This is a genomic window from Streptomyces sp. R-74717 (assembly GCF_047305335.1).
Lineage (GTDB): Bacteria > Actinomycetota > Actinomycetes > Streptomycetales > Streptomycetaceae > Streptomyces > Streptomyces atratus.
In genome coordinates this window covers 7,372,157-7,386,482 of sequence record NZ_CP102361.1, presented here as the reverse complement: position 1 = coordinate 7,386,482, position 14,326 = coordinate 7,372,157, and the positions used below count along the sequence as shown (strand labels likewise).

The following is a 14,326-nucleotide window of genomic DNA, read 5'->3' as shown; positions in this document are numbered from 1 at the left end:
GGAACGGCAAAGCGCGGTCGTTCGTTACCCCGTGCATGACCGCTATGACCCCCGGCTCGAACATCCCTCTCTCCGCCGCCCGCGTGGCAGTGGACGTCTCCGCACCGGTGCGGCTCGACGTTTCGGGCCTGCTGCTCACCGCCGACGGCAAGGTGCGCTCCGACGACGACTTCATCTTCTACAACCAGCCCGCCGGCCCCGGCGTAACCTACCGCTCCGGCGGCGGCACCGCACCGGACGCGATCGTGGTGGACACCACCGCGGTCCCGTCCGGCATCGAGAAGATCGTCGTCACGGCGAGCCCGGATGCGGCGGGCCAGACCTTCCAGGGCATCGAGCCCACCGCGACCGTGCGCAACGCCGACGACGGCAGTGTGCTCGCCACCTTCACCCCGCCCCGGCTGGGCACCGAGACGGCGCTCGTGGTCATCGAGGTCTATCTCCGCAACGGCGCCTGGAAGGCCCGCGCGGTCGGCCAGGGCTATGCGAACGGACTGGCCGGTATCGCCACCGACTTCGGCGTCTCGGTCGAAGAGGAGCCCGCCGCCGCGCCCGCACCCGCACCCGTGGCACCCCCGATGCCCGCCGCCGCCCCGGTGGACCCGCGGATCGCCGCGCCTGCGCCCCCCGCAGCGCCGCCGGCCCCGCCCGCGCCCGCCGCCTCCGGCAAGATCAACCTCGACAAGGGCCGGGTCAGCCTCCAGAAGAACCAGACGGTCTCCCTGGTCAAGGGCGGCCGCCCGCTGCTCTCCCAGGTCAAGATGGGCCTCGGCTGGGAGCCCGCGTTCCGCGGCAAGGACATCGACCTCGACGCGTCGGTGATCGCCTACGGCCCCAACCGGAACCACCTGGACAGCTGCTACTTCGGCAAGCTCTCCATCCTGAACGGCGCGATCAAGCACTCCGGCGACAACCTCACGGGCGAGGGCGCGGGTGACGACGAGGTGATCGTCGTCGACCTGGGCCGGATCCCGGCGGAGGCGACCGGTCTGGTCTTCACGGTCAACTCGTTCACCGGCCAGAAGTTCACCGACGTCGCCAAGGCCTACTGCCGGCTGATCGACGCCACCACCGGCGAGGAACTGGTCCGCTTCGACCTGACCGGCGCCGAGCCGCAGACCGGCGTGATGATGGCCAAGCTGATCAAGCAGTTCTCCGGTGAGTGGGAGATGACGGCCATGGGCGACTTCGTGAAGTCCCGCACCGTCCGAGGCATGGTGAAACCCGCCGCCCAGGCGCTGTAACCCCGCAAAGGCTTCCGACACGCCTTCAGGGGCACCTGCGAATGCCAGGTGCCCCTGAAGCCGGAGAGCGTGACGGGGACGCGGACGCTGTGCGTGCTCGCCGCCTCTCTCAGAGCTTGGTCAGCTTGGAGTACGGGCTCAGGATCCTCCCCTGTCGCCCTGAGAAGTCGATGAGCACTGCGTCGTTGTCGCCCTCGACAGCAAGGACGCGACCGAGTCCGAACTGGTCGTGCGACACCCTGTCGCCCACATCGAACAATTCGACCGGTGGGGCCGCCTGGGCCGGGCGGTTGAAGGGACTGGAAGGCAGGTGGCGCCGGGATCCGGCTGACTGTTTCATTACCTTGAGTATGCGCCCTGGGAACGCCCGACGCCATGCCCGTCCACTCCTGGGGGCGCACTGATGCCGGATTCGTAATCAGCGATTCCAGGGCCAGTCCGCGTCCCGGCCCGCTTCCAGCAGCGGCACCATGCGGAACGCCGCGTCCGAAAGACCCCCGAAGGTGTGGCGGTTCCCGCCTCCCGACGGGGCGTGCCCGACCCGGTATCCGGCCAGGTTCCAGGTGTAGACGGGCACGCCGGACGGCACGGCCGCGGTGGCATCCGCGGCGTACGAGAACGACGCCTGCTCGTCGGTGACGATCAGTACCCGGTCATGGGCCCGGTAGCGCCGGCGCACCGCCTCCGCGGTGTTGGTGCCGCCGAGGTCACCGAAGCGCTCCAGGACCTTCAGCACGGACTCGCCCCGGCGATACGTCACCGGTGCGCTTTTCGTGCCGAACTGCACCAGATCGGCATCGGCTGCCCGCAGCGCCAGCGCCGTACCGAAGATCGCGGCGGCGTCGGCCCGGTTGAGCTGCGAGCGGTCCGAGAGCGGCGACCACATCGAGCCCGAGCGGTCGACCAGGATCAGCGTCCGCCCCGGCAGCGCGGGCACATTGCCCAGGGAGTGGCCGAGCGCCTTCTCCAGCGGGTGTGCCCAGCGCAGCGAGGGCGCGTGCTGATAGGCGGCGAGGTAGCGGAACGGGAACTGCCGCGACGCGGCGACCACTGCCGGGTCGCAGATCTTCGCAGCCACCTGCGCGGCGACCTCGTCCGAGACGCCCGCCTCGTCGAAGTTGCGCAGATTGCGGACGAGCGCCATCGCGCCCATCGACGGAATCACCGCTTCCCAGGCCTTGGCGTCCATCGGCCCCTGCAGCCAGCCCGCCAGCGCCTCCCAGGTCATGCCCGCCGCAGCCAGCCGGTCCGCACCGTCCGCACCGTCGACCACTGCCCGCCGTTCCTCGACCGGCAGCTCCATCAGCGCACGGTGCGCGGTGAGGGTGCGGTCGGAGGCCGGCACCACGGCCGCCTCCGGGTGGTGGCGGCGGTCGAGTGCGTACCGGAACAGCTCGCCCTGCCACGGCTTCTCCGGATCCGGCGAGGCGTGCACCAGGTTCAGGATGTCGCCGAAGCGGTAGCCCTTGGACGCGGTGTCGTACTTCAGCAGCGACTTGCCGTTGTAGAGGCGGCGCACGGCATCGGCGATGCCGCGCTTGACGGGCTTGGGCACGGCACGGCCGTAGCGCGAGGTCCAGTACCCGAGGAGTTCACCGGGCTCGTCGGCGCGCAGCAGGACGGAGTCGACGACCTGCCGGTTGGACGGTCCGTCCTCGGCACCCGCGTCGAGCCGTGCCTTCACGTACTCGGCGGCGCCGACGATCGAAGCGGTACGCATCTGGCCCTCGCGGCGCAGCCAGTGGAGCAGACCGGCGGTCCACTCGGGGTCGCCGACGGCGAGCACCCGCACCAGTTCGGCGAATCGGTTGTCGCGCTGCTCGCCGTCCTCGTAAAAGGTCTGCTGCGCAACGAAATTGGCGACGGCGAGCAGAAAGAGCTCGGAGCGATTGTCGCGGAGATATCCACGGCCGCCCTGGTGGGTCGGCGCGGTGCGCCCGGTCGACTTCACGGGCGAGGTGGCACGGGGCTTGGTGATGCGGATGTTGAAGCGTGCCATGTGAATTCCCCCGAATTCATTGGGAGAAGGCACAGCGGGAAAAGGGTGCCCGAGATCAGGAGTCGGCGACGGGCTTGCCTGATGCTCTACCGCTTTGAGCTACCGGCCGTGGCCGGGCGGGACTTGAACCCGCAACCGTCAGATCCGAGAAGTATCCGTCACCTGCGCACCGGGCACCCCCCGATGTCTGTGCCTCCCGAGATCAGAGTCGGCGGCGGCAGTTTCATGGCAAGAAGTAGCCGCAGCCTGCGCACCGGGAGGTGCATGCAGTCATTGCTGATGAAGTTGTGGTGTCCAGAGATCAGGGTCGGCGGAACCGACGAAGGTGCTCTGCCAACTGAGCTACACCGGAACAAAATCCGGTGGCGGGACTCGAACCCGCGACATCCCCATTATCAGTGGAAGTAGGTCCTGCCTGCGCACCTGGACACAGACAGGACTCTAGAGGGGGAACTCCACCGAGCGCGAGGGAATTACACGCGAGGGAATTGCGCTCGCGCGAATCCGGTGCGGGTGACCTCTGGCGGTACCGGCCGTCAGTGGCGGTTCGGCTGGCGCTTCCACGGACCGGTGATGGCCAGCATGATGCCCGGCGTCTGGATGTTGGCGTACAGCGTCCTGCCGTCGGGCGAGAACGTGACACCGGTGAACTCGCTGTACTCCGGCTCCTGTTCGCTGCCGATGTTCAGCTCGTTGCGGGCGATCGGGTACGTGCGGCCGCTGTCGGTCGCCCCGAACAGGTGCTGGATGCCGTTGCCGTCCTCGGAGATGACCAGACCGCCGTACGGCGAGACGGTGATGTTGTCCGGGCCGTCGAAGGCGCCGTCCTTCGACGGGTCGGCGTTCACACCGAGGAGCACCTTCAGCGTCAGCGTGCGGCGCTTCGGGTCGTAGAACCAGACCTGGCCGTCGTGCTGGACCGGGCTCTCCGCGCGGGCGAACGAGGAGACGATGTACGCGCCGCCGTCGCCCCACCACATGCCTTCGAGCTTGCGCGCGCGGGTGACCTCGCTGTCAGCGAACTGCTTGCGCACCGAGACGGTCTTCGCGTCACGGTCGGGTACGTCGACCCAGTCCACGCCGTACACCGTGCCGATCTTGGTGGCGCGGGACAGGTCGTCGACGAACTTGCCGCTGCTGTCGAAGCACTTGGTGGCCTGGAGGACACCGGCGTCGTCGGCGAGCGTGCGCAGCTGGCCGCGGCCGTGCCGGAAGCCGTGCGGCGGAACCCAGCGGTAGAGCAGTCCGTTGGGGCCCGCGGCGTCCTCGGTCAGGTAGGCGTGGCCGCGCTTGGGGTCGATGACGACGGCCTCGTGGGCGTACCGGCCGAGCGCCTTGATCGGGCGCGGGTCACGGTTGGCGCGCTTGTCGTACGGGTCGACCTCGAAGACGTAGCCGTGGTCCTTGAGCAGGCCGTTCTTGCCGGCCTTGTCCTCGGTCTCCTCGCAGGTGAGCCAAGTGCCCCACGGGGAGGCACCACCCGCACAGTTGGTGGACGTACCGGCGATGCCGACCCACTCGGCGGTACGGCCGTCGCGGCGGGTCTCCACGACAGTGCAGCCGCCGGCCGCGACCGGGTCGTAGACGAGGCCCTCGGCCAGCGGCACCGGGTGCTCCCAGCCGGCGCGGGTGCCGCTCAGCTCGTGGTTGTTGACGAGCAGGGTGACGCCGCGCGGGCCCTCGAAGGTGGCCGTGCCGTCGTGGTTGGAGGGGGTGTACTCGCCGGACTCCAGCTTGGTGACACCGCTGTGGGTGATGACCTTGTAGGAGAAGCCGGCGGGCAGCGCGAGGAGTCCCTCGGGGTCGGCGATCAGCGGGCCGTAGCCGGGCTCGTGGCTGTGACCGTGGTCGTGGCCGTGGCCGTCGTGGCCGTGCTTCGAGTCCTCTGCGGCCAGGGCACCGGGCGCGGTGGCCAGCGCGGCGACCGTACCGGTCAGGGCGATGCCGGCACCGGTGAGGGCGGACGTTCTGGTGAATTCCCTGCGCGTGAAGGGCATCACGTACTCCTGGAGCAACTGGGCGAGTTGTTGGCGCGCCCACAGTCGCGCCCCTGCACCAACACCAGTTGAACTACGGACGACGTCGAGGGGCATCCTTCCTGTGCAGTTGGCCGGATGCGGTCGGCCGGAGTGGATGACGCGCCCGGTCCGTGCCGTCCGCCGCGAACCGCCACGCTCACGCCTCCCGCGTGAGCGGACGGCGCAACCGCCTGGGTCTCAGGCCCCTGTCCGCGACCGCGCCTTGAACGCCGACTTGCGGGCCTCCTTGGCCTTCTTCTTGTCGCTGTGCAGCCGCCCCATCGCTTCGAGGACGTCCGCCGTCGCCGGGTGCTCCACGCGCCACGCCTCGTCGAAGAAGCCGCTGTGCTGGCCGGCCAGGCCCTCGACCAGGCCCTGGAGCTCTTCCAGATCGCCCTCGGACTCCAGCTGGGCCGCGATCGTGTCGATGGCGAGCCAGAAGATCATCGACTCCGGCGGTGCGGGTACGTCCGCCGCGCCCAGCTCCGCGAGCCAGACCCGTGCGAGGCCGCCCAGCTCGGGGTCGTCCAATACCGCGCGCACCGCGGGCTCCGCCTCCGCGCCGACCAGGGCGAGCGCCTGCTGGCAGTGGAGGCGGCGCAGCGGTGCCTGCCGGTCCGCGCCGCGTGCCGCCGCGAGAAGTTCGGCCGCGGCGCCGTCCGCGCCGCGCCGGGTGAGCCACAGCTCCACCTCGCTGCGCGCCGCCGTCTCGGGGTAGTACGCGATGCCGCCGAGGAGTGCGTCGGCGTCCTTGTCCGCGAGGTCGCCGATCGCCGGGGCGTCCACTCCCGCCTCCAGCATCCGGGCCCGGATGCCGTACAGGCCGAGCGGGGTCAGCTTCACCATTCCGTACCGGGTGATGTCCTCGTCGTCGGCGGGCGGGGTGGCGTCCTCGCCCTCCTCGGCCAGCAACGCCTCGTCCAGCGGGCGGTATTCGACGATCCCGATGGGTTCGAGGACCCGGAACTGGTCGTCGAGGCGCATCATCGCCTCGGACACCTGCTCAAGGACGTCGTCGGTGGGCTCGCCCATGTCGTCGGGCACGATCATCGACGCGGCGAGCGCGGGCAGTGGTACGGGCGCCACGTCCGCTCCGCCGTCGCCGACGGTGAGCAGATACAGATTGCCGAGGACCCCGTCGAGGAATTCCGCCTCGACCTCCGGGTCCCAGTCCAGAGATTCGAAGTCGATCGAGCCGTCCTCGCCGACGAGATCGGCGAAATCCTCGAAGACGGGCGCGGTGGCGTCGGCGTGGACGGCCTCCAGACCGTCGAGCCAGATCGAGAGAACGTCCTGCGGTGAACCGCCGGTGATCAGCGCCAGGTTCTCACCGGCGGCGGCGGTCCCCTCCGCGTCCTCTCCCGCGGCCTCCTCCGGGTCCTCGACGTCGACGAGCCCCGTGTCGACCGCGAGCCGCCACGCCTCGCTCGCCTCCGCGGCACCGTCCTCGTCCGCCGTGAGGCCGAGGTGCTCGGCCGCCGCGGGCAGCTGTTCCTCGACGAGCTCGCCTCCGGCGCCGACCCGGGTCTCCGGGCCCGCCCAGCGGGCGAGCCGGACAGCGCGGGCGAGCAGCGGCGCGGCGAGCGCGTCCCGTGCCAGCTCGGCCTCGGTGTGCAGCCGTACGGGCGGCAGGGTGGGGCGCTCTGCGGACATCAGGTGGTTCTCCTCGGGACGTACGGGGCGTACGGGTTCAGGCGGCCCAAGCGTAGACGCATTTCGCCCCATGCCACCCGGTTCCTGCGACGGACAGCGGCCGTCCACCCGGGGGACCTTGACAACTGCCTTGCCCACACAAGAGATTGACGCGCGTAGACCTCCACTCCTGACCCTCGATACCCCCGGAGCCCGTGATGCCCGCCGCATCGTCCAGAACGACCGCTGTCTCCGCCGTGATCACCGCTGCGCTCGCCGCGGGCCTGCTCACCGGCGCAGCCACCACGTCCGCGTCCGCCTCCCCGTCCGCCGACGGCCAGGTCCGGATCCACGACATCCAGGGCACCACCCGGATATCCCCGCTCACCGGCCGGCAGGTCAGCGGTGTCGCGGGCATCGTCACGGGTGTGCGGACGTACGGCTCGAAGGGCTTCTGGTTCCAGGACCCCGAGCCCGACGCCGACCCCGCCACCAGCGAGGGCGTCTTCGTCTACACCGGCTCCGCGCCGACCGTCGCGGTCGGTGACGCGGTCACGGTCTCCGGCACGGTCACCGAGTACGTCCCGGGCGGCCTCTCCTCCGGCAATCAGTCGCTCACCCAGATCAGCAAGCCCACCGTGGCGGTGGTGTCCTCCGGCAACGCGCTGCCCGCGCCGGTGACGGTCTCGGAACGCTCGGTCCCCTCGCGGTACGCCCCGGAGGGTGACCCCGCGGCGGGCGGCTCCATCGACGCGCTCCCCCTCTCCCCGTCCCGCCACGCCCTGGACTACTACGAGTCCCTGGAGGGCATGAACATCCGCATCGGCGCCTCGCGGGTGGTCGGCGCCACCGACCCGCACGCCGAGCTGTGGGTGACGGTGAAGCCGCACGAGAACGCGAGCCGCCGCGGCGGGACGGTCTACGGCTCGTACACCGCGCAGAACACCGGCCGGCTCCAGATCCAGTCGCTGGTGCCGCTCGCCGAGCAGCCCTTCCCCACCGCCGATGTCGGTGATGTGCTGTCCGGTACGACCGAGGGGCCGCTCGACTTCAACCAATACGGCGGCTACACGCTGACCGCCCGCACCCTGGGCACGGTCACCGGCAAGGGCCTGCGCCGGGAGACGACCCGCAAGCAGCGCGGCGGCGAGCTGGCGGTGGCGACGTACAACGTCGAGAACCTCGACCCGAGCGACCCGCAGGAGAAGTTCGACGCGCTCGCCGCCGCCGTGGTCGACAACCTCGCCTCGCCCGACATCGTGGCGCTGGAGGAGATCCAGGACAACAACGGCGCGAAGAACGACGGTACGGTCGCCGCCGACCGAACGGTCAAGAAGTTCACCGACGCGATCGTGGCGGCGGGCGGCCCGGCGTACGAGTGGCGTTCCATAGACCCGGAGGACAAGAAGGACGGCGGCGAGCCCGGCGGCAACATCCGCCAGGTGTTCCTCTTCAACCCGGAGCGGGTGTCGTTCACCGACCGCGCGGGCGGCGACGCGACGACGGCGACCGATGTCGTACGGGAGCGGGGCCGGGCGGCCCTGACCCTCTCCCCCGGCCGGATCGACCCGGCGAACGCGGCGTGGCAGAACAGCCGCAAGCCGCTCGCCGGAGAGTTCAGCTTCCGCGGCCGTACGGTCTTCGTCGTCGCCAACCACTTCGCCTCCAAGGGCGGCGACGAGTCGATCGTCTCGCAGCACCAGCCGCCGATCCGCTCGTCGGAGGTCCAGCGGCACGCGCAGGCCGAGGCGGTCAACACCTTCGTCGAGAAGCTGCTGAGCGTCCAGAAGAACGCGGACGTCCTGGTCGTCGGCGACATCAACGACTTCGAGTTCTCCGGCACGACAAAGGCGCTGACGGCCGGTGGCGTGCTGTACCCGGCGGTGAAGTCCCTGCCGCGCCCGGAGCGTTACTCGTACGTCTACCAGGGCAACACCCAGGTCCTCGACCAGATCCTGACCAGCCCGTCGATCGACGACTTCCACTACGACAGCGTGCACATCAACGCCGAGTTCGCCGACCAGAACAGCGACCACGACCCGCAGGTGCTCCGCTTCCGCCCGTAGCCCCCGCTCGACGTCACGCGCCCGCCCTCGGCCTCATGCTGAGCGCGGGCGTGTACCGGTGCACTCCTGAGCCGATGACCCCCGGGTACGACTGCACCCGCCCCCACTGCGGCGTCCTCGACCCGATCCCGTCACCGGGCCCGGCCACCGCGTCGGCATGGGCCTGCGCGCTCTGCCATTCGGCGTAATTGAGTACGCGCGTTCCGTCGGTGCTCACATGGAAGTGTCCGGAGATGCCGCCGGGGGCGGGCGCGGGATCGGTCCCCAACGCCTCGAACACGGTGTCCACCCAGTCCCGCTGCCGCGCCTTGTCCGCCCCCTCGAACTCGACGTCGACGATCACGACGCACCCCGGCTCCCGCCCGTCCCCCTCCCGCGGCAGGGCGGAGCGGTACAGCTCAAGGGTGTGCAGCCCGAGCCGCCGGATGCCCGGCACGGCGGCGTCGATGTCCGCGTTGCGCTCGTCCCGGCCGTGCCGGAAGAAGTCCTGATACGCCTGCCCCTCACTCCACTGGGTGTAGTGGAACAGCGTCTTCCCGTCCTCACCGACATGGACGGTGTAGGAGAGCAGCCCCGGATGCGGCCACTCACGGCTGTCCCACGCCTTGCGAATGGCCTCGACCGTCTGCCGCTGCCGCTCGGGGGTGCCGACATCCCAGGTGCTCGCCTTGACCAGTCCGACGTCATTACGGGCAAGATCGGGACGGGATTCGAATTGCACACTCATGGCGGGTCCTCCTGAATGGTGCACCCATGCGGTGCGCCGCTGCCGACCACCCTGATACGTCAAGTGCGCTTGAGGTCAACAACACTCCCCGTTGACACCGTCAGGCCACCGACAGGACAACGAACGGAGTACCGCATGAAGCTGCGCCTCAAGACGATCACCCGGGAGGAACATCTGGCGTTCGTCGCGAGCCGGCCCGCCGTGAGCCATATGCAGGTTCCGTCGTGGGGCGATGTGAAGCCCGACTGGCGCGCGGGGAGCATCGGCTGGTTCGACCGGGACGGCACCGGCCCGGAACGGATCGTCGGAGCCGGGCTCGTCCTCTACCGGCCGATCCCCCGGGTGCGGCGCTATCTGGCCTATCTGCCGGAGGGCCCCGTCATCGACTGGCACGACGCCGGTCTGAGCCGGTGGCTGGATCCGATGCTGGCGCACCTGAAGGCACAGCGTGCGTTCTCGGTGCGCATGGGCCCACCGGTGGTCGCCCGGCGCTGGGACGCCGGGACCGTCAAGGACGCCATCGCCGACCCGGCCACCGGACGGCTGCGCGATGTGGAGGCGGATGTGAACGAGCCGCAGGCCGCCCAGGTCGTGGAGCAGCTGCGCCGACTGGGCTGGCAGCAGGGCGAGGAGGGCGGCGAGGACGGTTTCAGTGCCGGACAGCCCCGGTACGTCTTCCAGGTGCCGTTCGCCGGGCAGTCGCTGGAGGAGATCCGGAGCAATCTGAACCAGCAGTGGCGGCGCAACATCAAGAAGGCGGAGAAGGCCGGGGTCAAGGTCGTCGAGGGCGGCTACGAGGACCTTCCGGCCTTCTACGAGCTGTACCGCGAGACGGCCGAGCGCGACCGCTTCATCCCCCGCCCGCTCGTCTACTTCCAGCGCATGTGGACCGCGCTGCGGACCGAGGACCCCGACCGGATGCGGCTCTATCTCGCCCATCACGACGGCGAAACGCTCGCCGCGGCGACGATGCTGACCGTCGGGAACCACGTCTGGTACTCCTACGGCGCCTCGACCGGCCGCAAGCGCGAGGTCCAGCCGAACAACGCCATCCAGTGGCGCATGATGAGCGACGCGCACGAGAGGGGCGCGGCCGTCTACGACCTGCGCGGCATCACCGACACCCTGGACGAGAGCAACCATCTCCTGGGCCTGCTGCGCTTCAAGGTCGGCACCGGCGGCCGGGCAGCCGAGTACATCGGCGAGTGGGACTACCCGATCAACAAGGTGCTCCACAAAGCCTTCGCCCTCTACATGGCACGCCGCTGACCCGGCCGGCCCCAAGGAGCGTCGACGGCATCCCGTTCCCGGACGGGATGGGGCCGGCGGCGCGGGCCCCTGGGTCACGCGCACCGTGCCGGTCGGCCACGCGGCCGCACCGCTGTCCGGGTACTGAGTACTCCGGGTTACTGAGCGCTCCGGCGCCCGTGCCAGACTCCGGGGCGTGATCCTTCGTACTGCCACCCGCACCGACCTGCCCGCCGTGCTCGCCCTCCTCGAAGACGAGGAGCGGGTCGTCGACCCTGCCTCGGTCGTGGTCGGCGACACGTACGAGAAGGCCTTCGCCGCCATCGAGAGCGACCCGCGCAACGAGATGCTCGTACTGGTCGACGGCGACACCGTCCTGGGCTGTCTGCAGGCGACCTACATACCGGGGCTCGGCAAGCACGGAGAGGAGCGGGCGCTGATCGAGGCGGTACGGATCAGGGCCGACCGGCGGGGCGGCGGACTGGGCCGGGAGCTGATGAAGCAGGCCGTCGACCGGGCCCGGCTGCGCGGGTGCGGGCTGATGCAGCTGACCAGCAACAAGCGGCGTACGGACGCGCACCGGTTCTACGAGTCACTGGGCTTCGCCCGCAGCCACGAAGGGTTCAAGCTCGCTCTCTGATTTCCTTTTCGATTCCCTTTTTGCCGGGCTACCGGGGCGGTTCGGTTCGCCAGGCGGTCATGTTCAGCTCGTCGAGCAGTCGTACGTCGCTGCCCTCCAGCGGGAAGGTGCGCGATTCCAGGCCGGGGGCCGGTGCGATCTCCAGCGCGTCGCCCTCGATGAGGTCGCCGCCGGTCGGGGTGGAGACCCAGGCGAGGAGCGACCGCATCGTCTCTCCCGGCTTCAGCATGACCTCCTTCGGGCCCGGGTCTCTCCCCATGTACGAGGAGCCCGGATTCACCGGGACCGGCAGCGGGTCACCGGCCTCGTCCAGGGCCCGGACGGACGGATACCCGTCGACGCGGTACGGCTTGCTGCCGCAGTTCGTGAGGGTGAGGCCGACGGCCCGGTGGCCCAGCGCGGCCTCGACCTCGCCCATGTCGACGACGACTCCGGAGGACGGGCAGCCGGCGCCCGCGGTGGGTGTGGGGGCGGGTCCCTGCGCCGCCGGAGGCGGTGGCCGGTCGGGGAGCGTGGCGGAGATGCTGGGAAACGGTGACGGCAGCTTGTCGGCGTGCACCCCGTACGAGGCGCTCGGGGTGGGCTCCGGCTCGCCCTCGCCCGCCGGCACGAGAAACCCGGCGCATCCCGAGAGCGACAGGCCCAGCGCCCCGGCCATGAGCACGGCCGCCGTCGGCCTCCGTCTCCCGGCCCTCGCCCGCTTCAGTGCCCGCATGCTCATGACCCCGCCCCCGTGTCGGCCTGCCGCAGAGGCGTTCGATCATGCCAGAGCGCGGAACCTCCTCCCACAATTGTTGAGCATTTCTTCCTCTTCACCCCAAGAAGAACTAAGTGGACCTTCACGGTTCGACCGACCGACACTTCAGGGATGACAGCACCTGTAGCCCCCTTCGGCCGTGCGCTCTGTGCGATGATCACGCCGTTCACCGCTTCCGGCGCGTTGGACCAGGACGCCGCCCGGAAGCATGCCGCCTCGCTGGTCGCCGACGGCTGCGACGGTCTGGTGCTCAGCGGCACCACCGGCGAGTCCCCGACCACCACCGACGCCGAGAAGACCGCACTGCTGCGGGCGGTCAGGGCGGCGGTCGGCGACGGCGTGCCGATCGTCGCCGGGGTCGGCAGCTCGGACACCCGGCACACCGTGACCCTCGCCCAGCAGGCCGAACAGGCGGGCGCGGACGGCCTGTTGGTGGTGACGCCGTACTACAGCCGACCGCCGCAGGCCGCCGTCGAAGCGCACTTCTGCCGCGTCGCCGACGCGACCGGCCTTCCGCTGATGCTGTACGACATCCCCGGCCGCACCGGCACGCGCATCGAGCCGGAGACCCTGATGAGGCTCGCGGAGCACCCGCGCATCGTGGCCGTGAAGGACTGCGCGTACGACCTGCTCGGCTCCACGAAGGTGATCGGCGCGACCTCGCTGGCGTACTACTCGGGCTGCGAGGAGCTGAATCTGCCGTTGTACGCGGTGGGCGCGGCGGGCTATGTCAGCACGGTCGCCAATGTCGCGCCCCGGCAGCTGAGGGCGGTCCTGGACGCCTTCGACGCCGGGGACACCGCGGGGGCCGCCCGGCTCAACCGGCTGACCGTCCCGCTCGCCGAGCTGATGATGGCGTCCGGACTGCCCGGCACGGTCACGGCGAAGGCTCTGCTCGACGCCGGACCGGTCCGGGAACCGCTGCAGCCCGCCGGGCGCGAGGCGACCGACGGGCTGCGGAGGGTGTACGAGGAACTCCTCGCCGCCACGAGCTAGTTGTGACTGTGCAGGACGTCGTTGAGGCCGTCCCAGACCGCGTTGTTCGGGCGGGCCTCGACGGCGCCGGTGACCGAGTTGCGGCGGAAGAGGATGTTCGAGGCGCCGGAGAGCTCACGGGCCTTGACGATCTGGCCGTCCGGCAGCGTGATGCGGCTGCCGGCCGTGATGTAGAGCCCGGCCTCGACGACGCACTCGTCGCCGAGCGCGATCCCCACACCGGCCTCGGCGCCGATCAGGCAGCGCTCGCCGATGACGATGCGCTCCTTGCCGCCGCCGGAGAGGGTGCCCATGGTGGAGGCGCCGCCGCCGATGTCGGAGCCGTCGCCGACGACGACACCGGCGGAGATCCGGCCCTCGACCATCGACGTACCGAGGGTGCCCGCGTTGAAGTTGACGAAGCCCTCGTGCATGACGGTGGTACCGGAGGCGAGGTGCGCGCCGAGCCTGACCCGGTCGGCGTCGGCGATCCGGACGCCCTTCGGCGCGACGTAGTCCGTCATCCGGGGGAACTTGTCGACCGAGGTGACCTGGAGGTGCAGGCCCTCGGCGCGGGCGTTCAGCCGCACCTTCTCCACGTCGTCGACGGCGACCGGGCCGAGCGAGGTCCAGGCGACGTTGGTGAGGAGGCCGAAGAGGCCGTCCAGGTTCTGACCGTGCGGCTGGACGAGGCGGTGCGAGAGAAGGTGCAGGCGCAGGTACGCGTCGTGCGCGTCGAGCGGCTTGTCGTCGAGCGAGGCGATGACCGTACGTACGGCGACGATCTCGACACCGCGGCGGGCGTCCACGCCGATGGCCTTGGCGGCGCCCTCGCCGAGGAGGTTGACGGCCTGGTCGGGGGTGAGCCGTTCGGTTCCGGCCGGGCCGGGCCCGGCGGTGAGCTCGGGGACGGGGAACCAGGTGTCGAGAACGGAACCGTCGCCGGCGATGGTGGCGAGGCCGGCGGCGACGGCGCCGGTGGTGCGAGCAGGAGTCGTGTCGGTCATGACACGAACCTAA

General features: G+C 70.4%; 12 protein-coding genes and 1 tRNA gene. 5 read left to right on the top strand and 8 right to left on the bottom strand.

Annotated features, from left to right (window positions below; genetic code table 11):
• Positions 1 to 35: 35 nt before the first annotated feature.
• Entirely contained in the window at positions 36 to 1,244 is a 1,209-nt protein-coding gene (locus NRF20_RS33835; RefSeq protein ID WP_398632248.1) for a TerD family protein, read from the top strand.
• A 109-nt stretch (positions 1,245 to 1,353) separates the two neighbouring features.
• Here NRF20_RS33835 and NRF20_RS33830 read toward each other — a convergent pair whose 3' ends face one another.
• From NRF20_RS33830 to NRF20_RS33810, 5 genes are all read right to left on the bottom strand, one after another.
• Positions 1,354 to 1,584: a hypothetical protein gene (locus tag NRF20_RS33830; RefSeq protein WP_037711258.1), complete on the bottom strand. Its 231-nt coding sequence runs from the start codon at positions 1,582 to 1,584 to the stop codon at positions 1,354 to 1,356.
• Positions 1,585 to 1,662: 78 nt separating this feature from the next.
• Positions 1,663 to 3,243, bottom strand: coding sequence for a TROVE domain-containing protein (locus NRF20_RS33825; protein ID WP_398632247.1), 1,581 nt, complete (start codon positions 3,241 to 3,243; stop codon positions 1,663 to 1,665).
• A 357-nt stretch (positions 3,244 to 3,600) separates the two neighbouring features.
• Positions 3,601 to 3,682, bottom strand: a tRNA-Ile gene (locus tag NRF20_RS33820).
• Positions 3,683 to 3,779: 97 nt separating this feature from the next.
• Complete coding sequence (locus NRF20_RS33815; RefSeq protein ID WP_398632246.1) at positions 3,780 to 5,240, bottom strand: alkaline phosphatase PhoX; 1,461 nt, start codon at positions 5,238 to 5,240, stop codon at positions 3,780 to 3,782.
• 219 nt (positions 5,241 to 5,459) lie between these two features.
• Positions 5,460 to 6,914 carry a hypothetical protein gene (locus NRF20_RS33810; protein ID WP_413753847.1) on the bottom strand — a complete coding sequence of 485 codons (1,455 nt, stop codon included), beginning with the start codon at positions 6,912 to 6,914 and terminating at the stop codon, positions 5,460 to 5,462.
• A gap of 197 nt (positions 6,915 to 7,111) precedes the next feature.
• On the opposite strand from NRF20_RS33810, the gene NRF20_RS33805 reads away from it, so the two are divergent.
• On the top strand, positions 7,112 to 8,959 hold the full coding sequence (locus NRF20_RS33805) for an endonuclease/exonuclease/phosphatase family protein (RefSeq protein WP_413753846.1): 1,848 nt from the start codon (positions 7,112 to 7,114) through the stop codon (positions 8,957 to 8,959).
• A gap of 13 nt (positions 8,960 to 8,972) precedes the next feature.
• Here NRF20_RS33805 and NRF20_RS33800 read toward each other — a convergent pair whose 3' ends face one another.
• Entirely contained in the window at positions 8,973 to 9,686 is a 714-nt protein-coding gene (locus tag NRF20_RS33800) for an antibiotic biosynthesis monooxygenase (RefSeq protein ID WP_398632243.1), read from the bottom strand.
• Positions 9,687 to 9,821: 135 nt separating this feature from the next.
• Here NRF20_RS33800 and NRF20_RS33795 point away from each other — a divergent pair, with 135 nt between their 5' ends.
• Positions 9,822 to 10,955, top strand: a complete 1,134-nt coding sequence (locus NRF20_RS33795; protein WP_398632242.1) for a lipid II:glycine glycyltransferase FemX — start codon at positions 9,822 to 9,824, stop codon at positions 10,953 to 10,955.
• Positions 10,956 to 11,130: 175 nt separating this feature from the next.
• Complete coding sequence (locus NRF20_RS33790) at positions 11,131 to 11,574, top strand: GNAT family N-acetyltransferase (protein WP_398632241.1); 444 nt, start codon at positions 11,131 to 11,133, stop codon at positions 11,572 to 11,574.
• A 28-nt stretch (positions 11,575 to 11,602) separates the two neighbouring features.
• On the opposite strand, the gene NRF20_RS33785 is transcribed toward NRF20_RS33790, so the two are convergent.
• On the bottom strand, positions 11,603 to 12,295 hold the full coding sequence (locus NRF20_RS33785; protein WP_413753845.1) for a DUF4232 domain-containing protein: 693 nt from the start codon (positions 12,293 to 12,295) through the stop codon (positions 11,603 to 11,605).
• A gap of 147 nt (positions 12,296 to 12,442) precedes the next feature.
• Here NRF20_RS33785 and dapA point away from each other — a divergent pair, with 147 nt between their 5' ends.
• Positions 12,443 to 13,327 (top strand): 4-hydroxy-tetrahydrodipicolinate synthase, encoded by an 885-nt coding sequence (gene dapA, locus NRF20_RS33780; protein WP_413753844.1) that lies wholly within the window; start codon positions 12,443 to 12,445, stop codon positions 13,325 to 13,327.
• Here dapA and dapD read toward each other — a convergent pair.
• A complete protein-coding gene (dapD, locus tag NRF20_RS33775; protein WP_398632238.1) occupies positions 13,324 to 14,313 on the bottom strand; it encodes a 2,3,4,5-tetrahydropyridine-2,6-dicarboxylate N-succinyltransferase in 990 nt (329 codons plus the stop codon). The two genes, dapA and dapD, sit on opposite strands and share 4 nt — an antisense overlap.
• Between the last annotated feature and the right edge of the window lie 13 nt (positions 14,314 to 14,326).

Coding starts and splice junctions, on each gene's coding strand:
- NRF20_RS33835 (WP_398632248.1), top strand. CDS start 36: ATGACCGCTATGACCCCCGGCTCGAACATCCCTCTCTCCGCCGCCCGC.
- NRF20_RS33830 (WP_037711258.1), bottom strand. CDS start 1,584: ATGAAACAGTCAGCCGGATCCCGGCGCCACCTGCCTTCCAGTCCCTTC.
- NRF20_RS33825 (WP_398632247.1), bottom strand. CDS start 3,243: ATGGCACGCTTCAACATCCGCATCACCAAGCCCCGTGCCACCTCGCCC.
- NRF20_RS33815 (WP_398632246.1), bottom strand. CDS start 5,240: ATGCCCTTCACGCGCAGGGAATTCACCAGAACGTCCGCCCTCACCGGT.
- NRF20_RS33810 (WP_413753847.1), bottom strand. CDS start 6,914: ATGTCCGCAGAGCGCCCCACCCTGCCGCCCGTACGGCTGCACACCGAG.
- NRF20_RS33805 (WP_413753846.1), top strand. CDS start 7,112: ATGCCCGCCGCATCGTCCAGAACGACCGCTGTCTCCGCCGTGATCACC.
- NRF20_RS33800 (WP_398632243.1), bottom strand. CDS start 9,686: ATGAGTGTGCAATTCGAATCCCGTCCCGATCTTGCCCGTAATGACGTC.
- NRF20_RS33795 (WP_398632242.1), top strand. CDS start 9,822: ATGAAGCTGCGCCTCAAGACGATCACCCGGGAGGAACATCTGGCGTTC.
- NRF20_RS33785 (WP_413753845.1), bottom strand. CDS start 12,295: ATGAGCATGCGGGCACTGAAGCGGGCGAGGGCCGGGAGACGGAGGCCG.
- dapA (WP_413753844.1), top strand. CDS start 12,443: ATGACAGCACCTGTAGCCCCCTTCGGCCGTGCGCTCTGTGCGATGATC.
- dapD (WP_398632238.1), bottom strand. CDS start 14,313: ATGACCGACACGACTCCTGCTCGCACCACCGGCGCCGTCGCCGCCGGC.